The organism is Nocardia sp. NPDC051756 (assembly GCF_040681495.1).
Taxonomy (GTDB): Bacteria; Actinomycetota; Actinomycetes; order Mycobacteriales; family Mycobacteriaceae; genus Nocardia.
On the sequence record NZ_JBFAYV010000006.1, the window covers coordinates 596,018 to 612,814 of the forward strand.

Genomic DNA, 16,797 nt, shown 5'->3' on the forward strand with positions numbered 1-16,797 from the left:
CTCACACCTGCTGCACCCAGGACACGAACAACAACACGCCCGCCGCACACAGCAGCACGGTCAGCGCGACCGGCCAGCGTGGCCCTGCGCGGCCGAGAATCGCGCGGGTGAGCCGCACCTGCAACGCGCCGATTCCGGCGCACAGCAGCAGCCACACCGGCAACAACGCCACCCCGATCAGCGCGTGCACCGCCCAGGCGCCGGCCAATGTCGGCCCGCCCCAGGCGTTCCCGTAGCCGCCCGAGGTGAGCAGCGGATAGAACAGCCCCCGCACCGCGCCGAGCACGGCCAGGAACGCCAGAAACCAGGTCACCACGCCGAGCGCGCCGCTGAGCATCGAGTGCCAGAACGCACGCGCTGCCGAATACTTACGCGGATTGACCCATTCGCCGAGCAATCGCCGCGGCACCCGTAGCCGCGGCGGGATCGGGCCGGCCGCCAGCGGCACCGCCCACAGCGCATAGGCCGCCGCACGCAGCCACGCCAGGACCAAACTCATAGAGCCGACCGTAGCGCGTTGCGCCTGCGGCTCAACGCAATCGGCCCGCATCCACCAGATCGTCGAACAGCAGCTGATCCACCGGCGGCACCAGGGCCCGATCGGCGTAACTGAACCAGGCCATCTCCTCGATCTCACTGCTCGCGGCCAGGGTGCCGTGATAGTCGGCGGTGTAGCAGCTCATCCGCACGACCTGCGCCGGGCCGTGCGTGGCTTCGTAGGTGCCGACGTGCGCGACGGTCTCGGGCAGCAGCGCGACGGTGAGTTCCTCTTCGATCTCGCGCAGCAGGGTTTGCAGGTCGGTCTCCGCGCCCTCGCGTTTGCCGCCGGGGATGTAGAAGACGTCCTTACCGCGCGGTCGCGCGCACAGGATGCGCCCGCCCTCGATCCGCACCCACGCCACCGTGTCGATCAGCTGCCCGTCCACCCACGCACCCTAACCATTCGCCATGACGGGCGGGCAACCCGACATCAGCGAGTCTGCTGTGCGTGGCTCGGGCGGGAGCAGTGCTGCGGCGAGTTGTCGCTCAGTGGACGGGGATCGGGAGCAGCGCCGGAGTGTGCGCGCCGGGGCCCAGGACCGCGCGGAGGTCGGCGACGGCGACGTGCTCGCCGCAGTGTGAGCAGACCGGCTCGATCACGGCGGTGTGCTCGCAGCTCTTGTGTACGACCTCCAGGGGCGGGCCGTCCGGGGCGGCCCAGTCGTCGCCCCACTGGCGCATGGCGGTGACGACCAGCCACAGCGAGCGGCCCTTCGGGGTGAGGCGGTAGTCGTGGCGAACGGGGTTGTCCTGGTAGGGCTCCCGGGTCAGGATGTCGTGCTCGACGAGGTGCTCGAGGCGCTGGGTGAGCACGTTGCGGGCGATGCCGAGGCGTTCGCGGAAGTCGTCGAAGCGCGTCACGCCGAGCAGCGCGTCGCGCACGATCAGCAGCGTCCACCACTCGCCGACCACCTCGAGGCATTGGGCCAGCGAGCAGTTCATGTCTTCGAAGCTCGTCCTGCGCATGGCCACAGCATAGTCGGTTGCTTCATAGAACTCACTCGCCTATGGTTCGTTGCATGATGCAACTCACTGGGCGGTCGGTCAGCGATGTGTTCGCGATCGCCGAGACCGACTACCGGATCTGGCAGGCGTACGTGGATCGGTCGTGGCGCGGCTGGACCGGACCGCACGGCGGGGTCGTCGCCGCGCTGCTCGTCGAGGTGGCACGGCGGGCAGGCGGAAGCGAGTTGCCGGTGCGTGCGGTGGATCAGCGGTTCCTCGGGCGACCGAGCGAGGGGGCGTTCACCTTTCGGGCCACGACACACACGGTGGGACGCAGCACCGTGGTGATCGACGTGCAGGCGTATCAGGGTGCGGGGCTGATGGCCTCGGCGTCGGTGACCTTCGGCCGCACCATCGCGACCGGCGTCGCCGAGCACGCCGGGACGCCCACGCCGGAGGTGCCTGCTCCGGAGGACTGCCCGAGCTTCGCGCTGCCACCCGAAATCACCCCGGTGGGAGCGCATTTCGAGATCCGGCCCGCGGCGGGACCGTTGCCGTTGACCAATGCGGCGGAATCCATGATGTGTGCCTGGATCTCGATGGTCCCCGGCATGCCCACCGACGCGGCGACGCTGGCGATCCTGGTCGATGCCTTGCCGCCGGCCTTCTTTCCCACGCTCAGCACGCCGGTCGCGGTCCCCACCGTCGCACTGTCGATGCACCTGCACACCGATCTGCTCGACCCCGCGCCGCAACCGGTGCTGGTACGCGCCGCCAATGCCTCCACCGGCGGCGGCTGGGCGGTCGACGATATCGATATCTGGGACCGCGACGGCCGAATTCTGGCCTCCGCCAGGCAAACCCGCCGCGTGCTCGGCTGAATCGGAGAAATTGTCGTGACTGTTCGTTCTGCACCGCGGGCCGATTCGCGGATCGTGTTCGCCATCGTCTCGATCGGCGTATTGCTGTCGAGCCTGGACCTGTTCATCGTCAATGTCGCATTGCCCGACATGGCCGCCGATTTCGGCGGCGCCGACATCGCCGGATTGTCCTGGGTACTCAACGCGTACGCCATCGTGTTCGCCGCGCTGCTGGTGCCCGCCGGGCGCCTCGGTGATCGCGGCAGCAACCGCACCACCTTCCTGGTCGGGCTCACCGTGTTCGTCCTCGGGTCCGCGCTGTGCGCGACGGCGTGGGATGTCGGGTCGCTGGTCGGATTCCGGGTGTTGCAGGCCGTGGGCGCGGCGATGCTGATCCCCACCTCGCTGGGTCTGGTGCTCGCCGCCACGCCGCCCGAGCGGCGGCCGGTCGCGGTGCGGTTGTGGGTGGCCTTCGGCGGGCTCGGGGCCGCGCTCGGCCCGGTGCTGGGCGGCATTCTGGTCGAATTCGGTTGGCGCTGGGTGTTTCTGGTGAACGTTCCGCTGGGCATCATCGCCGTCGTCCTCGGCCTGCGACTGCTGCCCGACCCGCCCGGTGACGGCGGCCGGCTGCCCGACCTGTTCGGCGCGCTCCTGCTCGTCGGCACCATCGCGACGTTCGTTCTCGCGTTGGTCAAGGGCGAGGACTGGGGATGGTCCTCAGCCGGGGTCCTGCTCGCGTTCGCCGCCGCCGTGCTGCTCGCGATCGCCTTCACCATCTCCTCGGCCCGCCACCACAGTCCCGTCGTCGACCCGGCCCTGCTGCGCGCCCCCAATTTCGCGCTGATGGCCGGAAATTCGATCTTCTTCCACATGGCCTTCGGCGCCATGCTGCTTTCCTCGGTGCTGTGGGCGCAGAACGCCTGGGGCTGGTCGGCTCTGCGCACCGGCCTCGCCATCGCCCCCGGCCCGCTCGTCGTACCGATCGTCGCCATCCTGGCCGGCAAACTCATCGCCCGCATCGGCGCGGGCCCGGTCATCGCCGCCGGCGGAATCACCTTCGCCGCAGGCATGCTCTGGTGGACCCAATCGATCACCCTGCACCCCGACTACCCCGGCGGTCTCCTCGGCGGCATGCTCGTCAGCGGACTCGGCGTCGGCCTCAGCCTCCCCACCGCCTTCGCCGCCGGAACCAGCGCCCTCCCACCCCAACGCTTCGCCACCGGCTCGGCAGTACTGAGCATGGCCCGCCAAATCGGCCTGGCCGTGGGCGTCGCCCTGTTCGTAGCCGTCCTCGGCACCCCCACCGGCCCCGACGCCACCCTCGAAGCCTTCCACCGAGGCTGGTACGTCACCGCCGCCGTCGCCATCCTCGCCGGCCTCATCGGCCTGGCCGCCAAAATGCCGTCACCGACTGCCCCCCAACCAGATCCGACCGCGCCCCAACCAGCACCCACGAGCCCGGTGCCGAGCTGACACCACCCAGTCGACCATGCCAGCATCGAGGAGTTGTTCCGGTTCTTCACGTGAAAACTCCCCATACGCAGGAGACGAGGCGGCCCCGGGTTCAATCCGGGACCGCCTCGCGCTCGTCGGGACCAGGCTTGCCAGTTCAGCTACTCGTCGTCAGCAGCGTCCCGTTCAGCCCTCAAATGGTCTTCCAGCTTCTCATCGAGAGCAGTCCGTTGCGCGGTCATTCCAGCGGCGACATCCGCACCGAAAGCATCAGCGATCTGCTGCTCGGTTATTTGCGGGACGAGGATAGTGCCGTCAGTCTGAGTAACCGGCATCAACGTGTTGGCGACACCGTTCCAGGTCAGGTGAAGGCCCGAAAGACTCAGCCGATCGCCTGCCATTCGCAGGGCGCTGATCAGCGCGTCCATGGAGTCCACACCCGGTGCCCAGATAATGAGCGGTTCTGGCCTCATTCCGGTGATCTGCACGCCACACATCCACGCGGCAGGCACGTCGTCATGCATCTGAAGCGGCATTCCGACCTCAACCGACACCGGCCCTCGTTCGCTACCCAGCTCGCGAGTCCCGATAGCCTGACCGATATCCCTGCTCATACCCAGATTCGTCAACTCGAACTCCCCGCCTCACCGTGGACAAGAATCCTGTTGTGCCTCTGCCTCTTTTCCGGCGAGAGGCAGAGACGCAGACGCACCGCACGTTCTCCGTAAGCCGCACACCTTCTGATTTCCCGCACAGCGAATGGCATGCGATTTCTTGTGCGGGAAATCAGAAGGTGTGCGGCTATTGAGGGGTGGCTTGTACGGGTAGGGAGTTGTGGCCGAGGGCGGTGGCGAGGTGGGCTACTGCCGCGTCGAGACCCTTTTTCGGGAGGGCAGCGCCGTCGAACATCGAGAGGGCCACGGTGTCGGCGGCGAGTTCCCAGGTGCCGACGATACGACCGCCGGCGACGACGATCGGGGAGATCCAGCCTGCGGTGCGGCTGACCTTGGCGCGGTGGTCGCCGGGCAGCAAGGCCGTGTCGTTGGTGCCCGGGCCGAGGACGTATTGGTCGAAGCCGCCGAGCAGGTGCACCGACGTGGTGGGTTCGGTGGCGGCGAGGTCGTCGAGGTGTTCGCTCAGCAGGTAGCCGGGGCGGCCTTCGACCTCGACCTGGGTGAGGGTGTCCCCCAGTTCGGAGAACCAGCGGCGCAGAACGGTTTTGCGGAGGCTGCCGCGGCTGAGCCAGGCGTCGAACGCTTCGGGGGTCGCGGGGCCGTAGGCGTTGAGGTAGGCGGTGATCGCTTGCGGGCCGGCGACGTCGGGTTCCGGGATGCCGGGCCAGCCCTTGATCAACTGGGCCGGGCTGGCGAAGGTGATCTTGGTGCCCTGGGCGGGGCCGTGGCAGATCGCCCCCTGCCAGGCAAGAGGTTTGAGCAACGCGCCCCAACCGGAACGCAGCTGCTCGCCCAGACGGTGGTAGGTGGGGTCGGCGAGGAGGGTGTCGACCAGTTCCTCGCGGGTGAGTACGGCTCCGTCGAGGATGCGGCGCACCTCCTCGGTCAAGGCGGTGACCTCGTCCGGTGACGCACCGAAAGTACGCTGCCACGAAGGCTTTTCCCAGGTGCGCGCGGACGCGAGCAACGAAAGGCAGGCGGCGGCGAGATCCGGTTGGAGCGCGTGCAGCGTGCCGCGCATCGCCCACGTCTTGATCAGGGTGCCGTTGTTCAGTTCATCGACCAGCGCACCGGCCCGTGGGGCCGAACTGCGCAGTGCCACCGCCAGTTCCGCCGCCGAGGTGACCTGCGCCTGCACCCCGCACAATCGCCCGACGATCTCGGCGACGCTGTCCGCCCGCGGCGCGACGTACTGCCGCCCCAACCGCCACGCGAAAACCTGATCCCAGGTGAGGCGCATGGGTACTCCTTCGATCAGCCCAGAACGGCACTGCAGAACGCTACCGTAGCCGCGGCCGAGGCCAATCCGGTTACCGTTGCCGCGATCACGCCGAGCAGCGCGGTGCGGGTCGTCGCGAGCCGGATCGGGCTCACCGGATCCACCAGGCGTTCGGCCCGGGCCAGCACCGCGGTCCCCGCGGCGGCCAGCGCCCCTTCGGGCAGCACCTCGGTCACCCCGAGGATCGCCAGCAGCCCACCGAGCAGCGGTTCCGAACCGTGCTTGTCGGCGGCCTTGTCATCGGCACACATCTCGAGCAACCGGGTGATCTCGGCGGTCCCCGTGGTGACCACCCGCAACCCCGGCAACGTCGTGGCGATCGCCCGCAGCACCGCGGTCAACGGCGCGTGCCTGCCGGACAGATGCGCCCGCTCGTGCGCCAGCACCGCGTCCAGCTGATCCGGCGCCAGCGCCTCCAGCGCGGCACTGGTGACGACGATCGTGTCCGGCCGCCCCGGCACGCAATAGGCTTGCCGCTCCGGCGAATCCAGCACCAGCGCACCCACTCCGGGCACCCGCCGCCCGACCAACCGCAACGCCTTCGCGTGTAGGTGCGTGCGCCTGCGCATCTCCCGCACCACCGACACCGCGCGCGCCACCACCGCCATCGTGCAGGTCGCGACCAACGCGCCGATCGCGAAGGTGACCGCCTTCGTCGCGCCGCGGCCGTCGTCGTGCATCGGGCTCCACAGGATGGTGAAGCAGGCGCGCAACGCGTCGTGCGGATGTCCCCAGTAGGTGGCGAATTCGACGGTGAGCATGGTCGCGGCCGCCGCCCACGCGCCGAGCGTGCCGGCGATCGCGACGACCCAGGCGATGATGCCCAGCCGAGGCGCGTTGCCGCGCCTGGTCAGCCGGGTCAGCACCGGCGGGCCGAGGGTGGCCACCGTGGCGCCGTACAACATCAGTGCGATGGCCAGGGTCACGGGGCGGCGCCTTCGGCGCCCGGCGGTCCGTCCGGGGTCTTGCGGGCGGTGAGCCTGCGTAGCGCGGCCCGCAGGCCGGCCGATTCCTCGGCGCTGATCCGGTCGACGAAATGGCTCAGCACCAGATCGGAGCGCCCGCCCGCGCCGAGCGCCTCGAGCATCAGCCGGGCACTGTGCTCCTCGCGGGTCAGCGTCGGCCAGTACTTGTACGCCTTGCCCGAACGCTCGCGTGCCAGCCAGCCCTTGCGGTGCAAGTTGTCCATCGTGGACATGACGGTGGTGTAGGCGATGTCGCGCTGGGCGGACAGTTCGTCGAATATTTCGCGCACCGTGGTGTCTTCTGCGTCCCGATCCCAGATGCGGTCCATGATCACCGCCTCCAGGTCTCCAAATCCGCGCACAGTACCGACTCCCTCATCCAAAACGTGCCCTGCTGTCGGGCCAGCGTACCGGTTCGTCCGAATTGCTACGTAGCCAAGCCGTAGATTCGAAGATTTTCCTCGATGCTGTCGGTGGTCCATGCGAACATATGTTCGTGTCCGACGCGCCCGCCTCCCGCCCGCGGATCGTCGCGCGCGCCGAAGCGTCGATCCTGCACGCGGATCTCGATTCGTTCTATGCCTCGGTCGAGCAGCGCGACAATCCGCGGCTGCGCGGCAAGCCGGTGATCGTCGGCGGCGGTGTGGTGCTGGCGGCCAGCTATGAGGCCAAGGCGTACGGGGTGCGCACGCCGATGAACGGCGGGCAGGCGCGGCGGCTGTGTCCGCACGCGATCGTCGTGCCGCCGCGCATGTCGGCGTACGCGGAGGCGAGCAAGGCGGTGTTCGAGGTCTTCCATGACACGACGCCGGTAGTCGAGGGCATTTCGATCGATGAGGCGTTTCTCGATGTGGGCGGGTTGCGGCGGATCGCGGGGGAACCGATCGGCATCGCCGAACGATTACGCAGCCAGGTGCGCGAGCAGGTCGGGCTGCCGATCTCGGTGGGTATCGCGCGCACCAAGTTCCTGGCCAAGGTCGCCAGCGCCGTCGCCAAGCCGGACGGGTTGCGCGTTGTGCCGCCCGATGCCGAACTCGACTTCCTGCACCCGTTGCCCATCGAAAGACTGTGGGGCGTAGGCGAAGTCACCGCTCGTACGTTGCATGAACACGGCATCACCCGCGTCGGCCAGCTCGCCGACCTCGGCGAGAGCCCGCTGCGCGCGATCCTCGGCGCCGGCGCGGCTCGTCACCTCTACGCGCTGTCCTGGGCTCGAGACCCACGCCGCGTCGAGACCGGCGTGCGCCGACGCTCCATCGGTGCCCAGCGAGCCCTCGGCCGGCAGTCGCATCCGCCCGACGAGATCGAGGCGTATCTGCACGGACTCACCGACCGACTGGGCCGCCGGTTGCGCGCCGCCGACCGCATCTGCCGAACCCTGGTGCTGCGCATGCGTTTCGACGACTTCACCCGAGCCACCCGCTCGCACACCTTGCCCGAGGCGACCGATCACACCGAAACTCTGTTGTCCGCCGCAAGGTCCTTGCTGGCGACCGCCATGCCGATGATCGAGGAACGCGGCCTCACCCTGATCGGCTTGGCACTCACCAACTTGGCCGATGCCGATCCGTTCCAGCTGTCGCTCCCTTTCGAGGCTCGCGCGACCAACACCCTCGACGCGACCCTGGACGACCTGCGCCACCGCTTCGGCTCCGCCGCCGTCACCCGCGCCGCACTACTCGGCCGCGGCGAGGGTCTTTCCGTCCCGTTGCTACCGGACTGATAACGCTCATGCCGGCCGCATCGCGAGGACCTCGCTGGGCCATGACGCTTCGAAGCAACCCCAGTCTGAGCTACGAAGCAGACTGCGCCTGCACAGCGGCCAACGCCTCTTCCTGAATCCGCGGGAACTGCGCAGCCATCGCCTCGGCCAACGCCTGTGCGGCCGAGAGCGGCCGGATCATCACGGTGAAACTATCGATCTTCCCGTCGTCGTCGTAGTGCAGGAAGTCGCACCCGTTGACCGTCTTCCCGTCCACCTTCGCCTCGAAGATCAGCGCATGATCGCGCCCGTCCGGATTGGCGATCTCGCGCAGGTAGTGGAAGTCCTCGAACACCCGCAGCACGCCGCGCAGGATGGCGGCGGTGAGCGCCTTGCCCGGGTAGGGCTTGAACGCGACCGGGCTGGTGAACACGACGTTGTCGGCGAGCAGCGCCTCGACCGCATCGGTGTCTCGGGCTTCGACGGCCTCGCGGAACGTGGTCATGACGGCACCTCGCATATGCAACTCGTTGAATAGGGTCGGTTCGAGGGTAACCCAGGAACCGGCGATCAGCGAGATCGTTTCGGGCGCTTGTCCATGAGCCGCAGGATCAGCGGCGTGAAGATCAGCTGCATGGCCAGTTCCATCTTCCCGCCGGGCACCACGATGCAGTTCGGGCGGGACATGAACGAGTCGTGCAGCATCGACAGCAGGTAGGGGAAGTCGATCACCTTCGGGTCGGCGAAGCGGATGACGACGAAGCTCTCGTCGGCGGTGGGTATGCTGCGCGCGATGAACGGATTCGAGGTGTCCACCGTCGGCACGCGCTGAAAGTTGACGTAGGTGTGGGAGAACTGCGGGCAGATGTATTTCACGTAGTCGGGCATCCGGCGCAGGATCGTGTCGATCACCGCCTCGCTGGAATACCCGCGTTCGGTCTTGTCCCGGATCACCTTCTGAATCCACTCCAGATTCACGATCGGCACCACCCCGACCAGCAGATCCGCGTACTGCGCGACATTCACGCTGTCGGTGATCGCGGCGCCGTGCAATCCCTCGTAGAACAGCAGATCGCTGCCCGGCGACAGATCGGCCCACGGCGTGAACGTCCCCGCGGGCTGCCCGTGCGGCTTGGCCTCGAGCTCGTCGTGCAGATATTTGCGCACTGAACCGACCCCGGTCTCGCCGTAGTCGCGGAACAGCGTCTCCAGCTCTTTGAGCAGATTCGCCTCCTCCCCGAAATGGGAGAAGGTCAGATTGCGATGCTGTTCGGCCTCGGCCATCGCCAGCTTCATCTCGTTGCGGTCGTAGCGGTGAAACGAATCACCCTCCACCACAACGGCATTGATGCCTTCGCGACGGAAGATCTCCTGGAACGTCCGGGTGACGCTGGTCGTTCCCGCACCGGATGATCCGGTGATCGCGACCACGGGATGTTTGACCGACATGACACCTCCTCGATTGCCGGACAACAGATTTCAGTGCGGCGCCGGTCGAAACAGCGACCGCGACCCGAACAGCGAGCTGTCGAAGACATGCCCGTCGTCGGGTTCGCTGTGATAGCGCTCGATCCGCTCGACCTCGTTGCGCGACCCGAAGATCAACGGCACCTGATGGTGCACATGCTCCGGCGGCACCTCCAGGACCCGCTCACCACCCGTGGTCGCCCACCCGCCGGCCTGTTCGACGATGAACGCGATCGGATTGGCCCCGTAGAGCAACGACACCCGCCCCGGACGCACCGGCGGCCGGTTGTCGTGCGGATACAGATAGACCCCGCCCCTGGTCAGAATGTGGAAGGTGTCCGCGACCAGCGACGCCACCCAGCGCATGTTGAAATCGCGCCCGCGCGGCCCCTCCACGCCGTCCAGGCACTCGTGCACGTAGCGGCGCACCGGCCGCTCCCAGAACCGCTCGTTGGCGGCGTTGATGGCGAACCCGGAGGTGTCCTCGGGGATGCGCATCCGCGGGTGGGTCAGCACGAACGCGCCGATCTCGCGGTCGAGGGTGAAGCCGTCGACGCCGCTGCCGGTGGTGATGACCAGCATGGTCGCCGGGCCGTACAGGGTGAACCCGGCGCACACCTGACGCACGCCGGGTTGCAGGAAGTCGTCGGCCGTGGGCGAGCCGTTCTCCCGCTCCGGGGCTCGCAACACGCTGAAAATCGTTCCGACAGGCAGATTTACGTCGATATTCGAGGAGCCGTCGAGCGGGTCGAAGGCCAGCAGGTACTTGCCGCGCCGATGTGCGTCGGGCACCGGATGAATGGCCGGCATCTGCTCCGACAGCAGCGCGGCCAGATGCCCCGTCCACTGGGTTTCCGACACCATGACGTCGTTGGCGATGGCGTCGAGCTTGCGATGCACCGTCGGCGGCAGATTATCCGGCTCGGCCGAGCCCAACGACCCCACGATGGCACCCCGGGTCACCTGATTGGCGATGATCTTCGTCGCGGTGGCAACGACATTCACCAGGGCGGAGAACTCCCCGGACGAGCCGGGATGGCGGTGCTCCTGCTCGATCGTGTATCGGGTGAGCGTCTTCAGTCCCTCTGGCATGGGCGCCTCGATCTCGTCACGCTGGGGTCCGCGCGCTCGGCCCGTCCTGCGGTTCGGTGCTGTCGGTGAAGACGCTGCTGCCGTAGACATCCCGGTCGGTCAGCGTGATCAGATCGGTCTTGGTCAGCGGCTTGTGCAGCTCGACGAGGCGTTTGGCCTGCCGTAACCGGCAGCGGTCCAGCGCATTACGGACGCTGCGGGCGTTGGAGAAGCGCGGCCGGGTCATCCGCAATTCCAGATACTCGGAGAACGCCGCATGGGCGGGCGCGTCGAAGTGGAAGTTTTCCCGCGCCACCATCAGTTCGGCGATGCCGAGCAGCTCGGCGTGGGTGTAGTCGGCGAACTCCAGATGGTGGGCCACCCGCGAGGACAGGCCGGGATTGGCGGAGAAGAACCGTTCCATCCGATCCGGATAGCCGGCGAAGATCACCACCAGGCTGGCGCGTTCACTTTCCATCTCCTGCAACAGGATCTCGATGACCTCCTGCCCGTAGTCGCGCTCGTTCTCCGGGCGGAACAGGTAGTAGGCCTCGTCGATGAACAGCACCCCGCCGGCCGCCTTGGCCAGCGCCTCCTTGGTCTTCGGCGCGGTGTGACCGATGAACTGACCCACCAGGTCGTCGCGGGTAACAGTGTGCACCTTGGGTTTCCGGATATAGCCCAGCGAATGCAGCATCTCGGCCATGCGCAACGCGACGGTCGTCTTCCCCGTGCCCGGCCCGCCGGTGAAGCTCATGTGCATGGTCGGCCGCGACGAACTCAGGCCGAAACGCTGCCGGGCACGGTCGATCAGCAGCAACGCCGCGATCTCGCGCACCCGGCGTTTGACGTTGGCCAGCCCGACCAGTTCGGCGTCGAGCCGGCGCAACGTATCCGCCACGTCGTTGCCCGCGATGTCGGTCGAAAGATCCAGCACCGCATCGTCATCCAGGATCTCCGGCTCGGCCACCGAATCGGCGGGTTCGGCCCGCAGCGGCCTGCTGTCGCCGGTGCCGGGGCGGTGTAGCCGGAATCCGTTGGCCTCAGCCGCCATACCGCTGTCCCTGGCGGCTGTCGGTGGCGTAGGAGTGCAGGCCGTACTTCTGCTGCCGGTCCGGGCCCTCGGAACGGGTCAGCACGAAGCCCGGTTCGTCGGCCGGGCGCTGCACCAGGAAGCTCAGCGCCGTGGTCTGCCTGCCGAAGCGAGCGTCATAGGCCAGCACCCGCACGTAGTGCCGCGGGAAAGTCGAACGGCAGGCATTGATCTCGGCGAGCACACCGTCGGGCTCGTCCAGATCGAACAGCGGCAGGCCCCACATCTCCCAGTAGGCGTTGCGCGGATGCGGGTCGTCGGTGTATTCGATCGACACCGGCCAGCTGTTCAGCAGCGCGTAACGCACCTGAGCGGCGATCTCCGCGTCGGTGAATTCGGGCAGATACGAGAAGGTTCCGTGACGCAGGTACATAGTCTGTCCTCCAAGGGATTTCAGCGAGTGGCCGTCGGCACCGCGTCCGGCGCGTCGGTGGAGGTGTAGTCGAAGGTGACATCCCCCCAGGTCGCCAGCGCGACCTCGAGCGGACGGCAGATCTCGGCCGCCTTACGCAGCACATCCGGACCTTCTTTGAGCAGATCGCGACCTTCGTTGCGCGCCTTGACCACCGCCTCCAGGGCCACCCGGTTCGCCTCCGCGCCGGCCGCGATGCCCAGTGGGTGCCCGATGGTGCCGCCGCCGAACTGCAAGATCACGTCATCGCCGAAAAGATCCAGCAGCTGGTGCATCTGCCCCGCGTGGATGCCGCCGGAGGCCACCGGCATCACCCCGGGCAGGCTCGCCCAGTCCTGGTCGAAGAAGATCCCGTTGCCCGGGTTCGCCGGAATGTGGTTCTCCCGCAACGTGTCATAGAAGCCGCGCGTGGTCGCCGGATCGCCCTCCAGCTTGCCGACCACCGTGCCCGCATGCAGATGATCGACCCCGATCAGCCTGCACCACTTGGCCAGCACCCGGAAGCTCACCCCGTGGGTCTTCTGGCGGGTGAAGGTGGAGTGCCCGGCCCGGTGCAGATGCAGCAGCAGTCCGTTGCGCCGCGCCCAGTGCGACATCGACTGCATCGCCGTGTAACCGACGGTCAGGTCGATCATGATCACGACGCTGCCCAGCTCCTTGGCGAACTCGGCCCGCTCGTACATGTCCTCCATCGAAGCCGCGGTGACATTCAGATAATGGCCCTTGATCTCGCCGGTCTCGGCCATCGCCCGGTTCACGCCCTCCATCGCGAACAGGTACCGGTCGCGCCAGCGCATGAACGGCTGGGAGTTGATGTTCTCGTCGTCCTTGGTGAAATCCAATCCGCCCTTGCAGGCCTCATAGATCACCCGGCCGTAATTGCGGGCCGACAGACCGAGTTTCGGCTTCACCGTCGCGCCGAGCAGCGGGCGACCGTATTTGTTCAGGTATTCGCGTTCCATCACCGTGCCGTGCGGCGGACCCTGGAAGGTCTTCACATACGCCACCGGAATCCGCATGTCCTCCAGGCGCAGCGCCAGCAGCGGCTTGAAACCGAACACATTGCCGATCACCGACGAGGTCAGGTTGGTGATCGAGCCCTCCTCGAACAGGTCGAGATCGTAAGCGACATACGCGAAGTACTCCCCCGGCCGCCCCGGTACCTCGTCGACGCGGTAGCACTTGGCCTGATACTTCGAGTGCGCGGTCAGCCGGTCGGTCCACACCACTGTCCAAGTGGCCGTTGACGATTCGCCCGCGACGGCGGCGGAGGCCTCGATCGGGTCCACCCCGGGCTGCGGGGTCACCCGGAATACGGCGAGCACGTCGGTGTCCGACGGCTGATAGTCCGGCGCGTAATATCCCATCGACGCATACGATTGAACACCCGGATCCCACCGGTCCCGCTCGGATTGTTCGGCCATCGTTCCTCCTGGCAGTCGTACCGCGGGACGCCCCGTTACCGGTTGTGCGCCTGACGAATTCCAGGATGACGGCAGCGCGGACAACAAACAATTTGATTGTTCCTGCGAAAGCTCAATGAAACAGTCAGGTTTCGTGCGACCCGAATAGGGTAAGAAATTCGCGGGCAACGGAAAACTTCCGGAAACGCAACGAACACCCCGGGTCGCGCACCGGCCCGGGGTGTTCGTGCGCGGCGCGGAAGGGGGATCACGCGCCGCTGTCGGGTTGACCTCGACACCATCGATGTTTCCACAGACCACCACCCATTCGCCGCAACCGTGGAGCCGTCAATTCCGTTGGCACCAGAGTCACCGTCGAGGATTTGCTACCGTCACCGGATGGGATCGGTCAGTGCGGCCAGGATGGAAACATTCCTGGTGGTCGCCCGCCTCAGCAGCATCCGCCGCGCCGCCACCCAGCTGCACATCACCGAGGCCGCCGTCTCCGCCGCCGTCGCGCACATCGAAAAACAGCTCGGCGCCAAGCTCGTCGCCAAATCCGGGCGCGGCATCGCCCTCACCGAGGCCGGGCGCATCTACGCCGAATACTGCCGCAGCATCCTCGGCCTGATGAACGAGGCGCACGCCGCCGTCCAGCAGGCCGAAACCGGGCGACTACGCATCGGCGTGGTCGCCACCGCGGGTGAATTCGTCCTGCTGCGCCCGCTCGCCTCGTTCCGCAACCGCTATCCCGACATCGAACTCAGCCTCTCCGTGCACCCGCGCGACGTTCTGTTCGTCGAATTGCAGCACCACGAAACAGATCTCGTCATCGCCGGGCGCCCTCCTCGCAACACCGGCCTGGTCATCCGCGCCCGCAGGCCCAGCCAGCTCATCGTCGTCGGCGCCGCCGCCCATTGCCCCGACCCGCTGCACACCACCTGGCTCCTGCGCGGCCGTGGCTCCGGCACCCGCGACGCCACCCTGGCCCTGCTCGACCAGCTCGACATCGCCCCGCCCACGCTCACCCTCGGCAGCCACGGCGCGGTCCTCGCCGCCGCCCGAGAAGGATTGGGCGTCACCCTGATCCACAGCGACGCCGTCTCCGGCGACCTCGAATCCGGTGCCCTGCAAATACTCCCGGTCACCGGCACACCGCTCGACCGCCACTGGCACGCCATCACCACCCGCACGCCCACCCCCACCACGCGCCTGTTCCTCGCCCATCTGCTGGACCCCGGCGAGGTCGGCCCCAACGCGTTCCATCCCGCCTGATACCAGCGGAAACGGCTCCCGTGCAAGACATTTGAGCGATCCGGGCGTGACGTGGACCACAGTCCCAACCGGTCGGTGCTGTGCGAAACTGAGCCGCATGACTGGCGGGCAACCACCCATTTCGAACGTATCCGACACCGCACGATGGGTCGCCGCCTACCGCGCACGCGAAACCGCCCGCCCCGACGCGCTGTTCCGCGACCCCCTGGCCGACCGCCTCGCCGGCGCTCAGGGGTATGCCATCGCCGACGCCGCCCCGCGGATCATCCGCAACGGCTGGCCGGTACTCGCTCGAACCGCGCTCATCGACGACCTCATCACCAGGTCCATCGCCGAGGGCTGCGACCGCATCCTCAACCTGGCGGCCGGATTCGACACCCGCCCCTATCGACTCGACCTTCCCGCCGACCTCGTCTGGGTCGAAGCCGACCTCCCCGAACTGCTCGAGGAAAAAGAAACCATCCTCGCCGGCGAAACCCCGACCTGCACCCTGATCCGCCGCGCGGTAGACCTCGCCGACCACGAAGCCCGCGAGAAGTTCCTCGACGAAGCCCTCGGCGCCATCGGCCCCGTCACCACCCGCGCCACCAACGCCCTCGTCCTTACCGAAGGACTTCTGCTCTACCTGGAGCTGGAAACCGTCACCGCGCTCCTGAGCGCCCTCGCCCGACCCGAAGTCGCGTGGTGGATGTCGGACATCCTGCTGAGCCCCCTGAAGATGCGCTCCGACTCCCTGCTCGACAACGCCCCGCTCAAATTCCAACCCCCCGGCGGCCTCGCCTACTTCGAATCCCTCAACTGGCACCCCGCCGAAATCGAGGAGCTCCTGCAAGCCGCACGCAGCCTCCATCGTGCGCCCTGGTTCCTCGGCCCGCTCGCCTACCTCCCCGCGCCCGACCTCCGTAAACCCATGCGCCGCCCCTGGTCCGGCGTCGTCCGCTTCCAGCAGAAATAGTCTGGTACTGCGATGGCGGCACCTGGCCACGCCACCCATCGCATTCGCCGATCCGCGCTGGAAACGCGAGGTTTGACATCCGAAGCCTCGGACGTCGCCCTAATCGCATTGGCGGACAGACGGTTTCGCGCTAGTCGCCGCGCGCTGAATCGACAGCGGAAAGGAAATCCGCGGCGTTGTCGACGCTGATCACAACCGATCGCGCGGATACCCGGCGCCAACCTTGGGTGCGAGCGGGGATCGGTTCGGTGAGATCGATGCGGACCAGCGCGGCGGACGGGGAGCGAATGGCGGTCCACCTGGCTGATTTCTCGTCGAAGTCCAGTCCGGTCTGAGCGGGGTGCTGGACGGGTGGGCGGTAGACGGCGGCCGTGTCGATGAGGGTCAGGGGGATGTCGATGGTCGCCAGCCAGCCGAAGCGGAGGCGGAGATGGGTGCGGTCGAGGCGGTGAGCGCTCCACAGCGGGGAAGCGACCGCGAGTATCAGTGCGGCGGTGGGGATTCCGACGACCAAGTCGATGATGAGGGCGACGGTCGACGGTAGTAGTCCATTGGCGAGCAGGTGCAGGACGGAAAATTCCACCACCCCCAGCGCACCGACACCGGCGAGGAGCGCCGCCCATGCACCGCGGCGCCCCAAACCCATGCGCACCGGACTGACATTCGCTGTCACACTACATATTGTAGTAGTCCCGGTGGTGGTG

General features: G+C 67.4%; 19 protein-coding genes. 5 read left to right on the plus strand and 14 right to left on the minus strand.

Annotated elements, in window-relative coordinates; genetic code table 11:
• Position 1 precedes the first annotated feature (1 nt).
• The 3 genes from AB0M22_RS28890 to AB0M22_RS28900 form a co-directional block, all read right to left on the minus strand.
• Positions 2-499 carry a hypothetical protein gene (locus tag AB0M22_RS28890; protein WP_364733338.1) on the minus strand — a complete coding sequence of 166 codons (498 nt, stop codon included), beginning with the start codon at positions 497-499 and terminating at the stop codon, positions 2-4.
• A 31-nt stretch (positions 500-530) separates the two neighbouring features.
• A complete protein-coding gene (locus tag AB0M22_RS28895) occupies positions 531-926 on the minus strand; it encodes an NUDIX domain-containing protein (protein ID WP_364733340.1) in 396 nt (131 codons plus the stop codon).
• Positions 927-1,026: 100 nt separating this feature from the next.
• On the minus strand, positions 1,027-1,506 hold the full coding sequence (locus tag AB0M22_RS28900; protein WP_364733342.1) for a helix-turn-helix domain-containing protein: 480 nt from the start codon (positions 1,504-1,506) through the stop codon (positions 1,027-1,029).
• A gap of 53 nt (positions 1,507-1,559) precedes the next feature.
• Here AB0M22_RS28900 and AB0M22_RS28905 point away from each other — a divergent pair, with 53 nt between their 5' ends.
• Positions 1,560-2,366, plus strand: coding sequence for a thioesterase family protein (locus tag AB0M22_RS28905; RefSeq protein ID WP_364733344.1), 807 nt, complete (start codon positions 1,560-1,562; stop codon positions 2,364-2,366).
• Positions 2,367-2,381: 15 nt separating this feature from the next.
• Entirely contained in the window at positions 2,382-3,818 is a 1,437-nt protein-coding gene (locus AB0M22_RS28910; RefSeq protein ID WP_364733347.1) for an MFS transporter, read from the plus strand.
• A gap of 140 nt (positions 3,819-3,958) precedes the next feature.
• On the opposite strand, the gene AB0M22_RS28915 is transcribed toward AB0M22_RS28910, so the two are convergent.
• The 4 genes from AB0M22_RS28915 to AB0M22_RS28930 all read right to left on the minus strand — a co-directional run bounded on the left by AB0M22_RS28915 (position 3,959) and on the right by AB0M22_RS28930 (position 7,077).
• Positions 3,959-4,411 carry a hypothetical protein gene (locus AB0M22_RS28915; protein ID WP_364733349.1) on the minus strand — a complete coding sequence of 151 codons (453 nt, stop codon included), beginning with the start codon at positions 4,409-4,411 and terminating at the stop codon, positions 3,959-3,961.
• Between the two features lie 187 nt (positions 4,412-4,598).
• Positions 4,599-5,711, minus strand: a complete 1,113-nt coding sequence (locus tag AB0M22_RS28920; protein ID WP_364733352.1) for a winged helix DNA-binding domain-containing protein — start codon at positions 5,709-5,711, stop codon at positions 4,599-4,601.
• 14 nt (positions 5,712-5,725) lie between these two features.
• On the minus strand, positions 5,726-6,676 hold the full coding sequence (locus AB0M22_RS28925) for a M56 family metallopeptidase (RefSeq protein ID WP_364733354.1): 951 nt from the start codon (positions 6,674-6,676) through the stop codon (positions 5,726-5,728).
• The gene (locus tag AB0M22_RS28930; RefSeq protein WP_364733357.1) at positions 6,673-7,077 is read right to left on the minus strand and encodes a BlaI/MecI/CopY family transcriptional regulator; all 405 of its coding nucleotides are present in this window, start codon (positions 7,075-7,077) and stop codon (positions 6,673-6,675) included. Before AB0M22_RS28930 ends, AB0M22_RS28925 begins: the two co-directional genes overlap by 4 nt.
• A gap of 128 nt (positions 7,078-7,205) precedes the next feature.
• On the opposite strand from AB0M22_RS28930, the gene dinB reads away from it, so the two are divergent.
• Complete coding sequence (gene dinB, locus AB0M22_RS28935; RefSeq protein ID WP_364733360.1) at positions 7,206-8,438, plus strand: DNA polymerase IV; 1,233 nt, start codon at positions 7,206-7,208, stop codon at positions 8,436-8,438.
• Between the two features lie 70 nt (positions 8,439-8,508).
• Here the strand turns inward: dinB and AB0M22_RS28940 are convergent, their stop codons facing one another.
• The 6 genes from AB0M22_RS28940 to AB0M22_RS28965 form a co-directional block, all read right to left on the minus strand.
• Positions 8,509-8,922, minus strand: coding sequence for a nuclear transport factor 2 family protein (locus AB0M22_RS28940; protein ID WP_364733362.1), 414 nt, complete (start codon positions 8,920-8,922; stop codon positions 8,509-8,511).
• Positions 8,923-8,987: 65 nt separating this feature from the next.
• The gene (locus tag AB0M22_RS28945; RefSeq protein WP_364733365.1) at positions 8,988-9,866 is read right to left on the minus strand and encodes a phosphoribulokinase; all 879 of its coding nucleotides are present in this window, start codon (positions 9,864-9,866) and stop codon (positions 8,988-8,990) included.
• A gap of 30 nt (positions 9,867-9,896) precedes the next feature.
• Positions 9,897-10,976, minus strand: coding sequence for a class 1 fructose-bisphosphatase (locus tag AB0M22_RS28950; RefSeq protein WP_364733368.1), 1,080 nt, complete (start codon positions 10,974-10,976; stop codon positions 9,897-9,899).
• A gap of 16 nt (positions 10,977-10,992) precedes the next feature.
• Positions 10,993-12,009, minus strand: a complete 1,017-nt coding sequence (locus AB0M22_RS28955) for an AAA family ATPase (protein WP_364733371.1) — start codon at positions 12,007-12,009, stop codon at positions 10,993-10,995.
• A complete protein-coding gene (locus tag AB0M22_RS28960; RefSeq protein ID WP_364733373.1) occupies positions 11,999-12,421 on the minus strand; it encodes a ribulose bisphosphate carboxylase small subunit in 423 nt (140 codons plus the stop codon). Before AB0M22_RS28960 ends, AB0M22_RS28955 begins: the two co-directional genes overlap by 11 nt.
• Before the next feature lie 20 nt (positions 12,422-12,441).
• Positions 12,442-13,884 (minus strand): form I ribulose bisphosphate carboxylase large subunit, encoded by a 1,443-nt coding sequence (locus AB0M22_RS28965; RefSeq protein ID WP_364733376.1) that lies wholly within the window; start codon positions 13,882-13,884, stop codon positions 12,442-12,444.
• Between the two features lie 378 nt (positions 13,885-14,262).
• Here AB0M22_RS28965 and AB0M22_RS28970 point away from each other — a divergent pair, with 378 nt between their 5' ends.
• On the plus strand, positions 14,263-15,138 hold the full coding sequence (locus tag AB0M22_RS28970; RefSeq protein ID WP_364733378.1) for a LysR family transcriptional regulator: 876 nt from the start codon (positions 14,263-14,265) through the stop codon (positions 15,136-15,138).
• Between the two features lie 97 nt (positions 15,139-15,235).
• On the plus strand, positions 15,236-16,093 hold the full coding sequence (locus AB0M22_RS28975) for a class I SAM-dependent methyltransferase (RefSeq protein ID WP_364733380.1): 858 nt from the start codon (positions 15,236-15,238) through the stop codon (positions 16,091-16,093).
• A gap of 130 nt (positions 16,094-16,223) precedes the next feature.
• Here AB0M22_RS28975 and AB0M22_RS28980 read toward each other — a convergent pair whose 3' ends face one another.
• Positions 16,224-16,766, minus strand: coding sequence for a hypothetical protein (locus AB0M22_RS28980; protein ID WP_364733382.1), 543 nt, complete (start codon positions 16,764-16,766; stop codon positions 16,224-16,226).
• Positions 16,767-16,797: the final 31 nt, after the last annotated feature.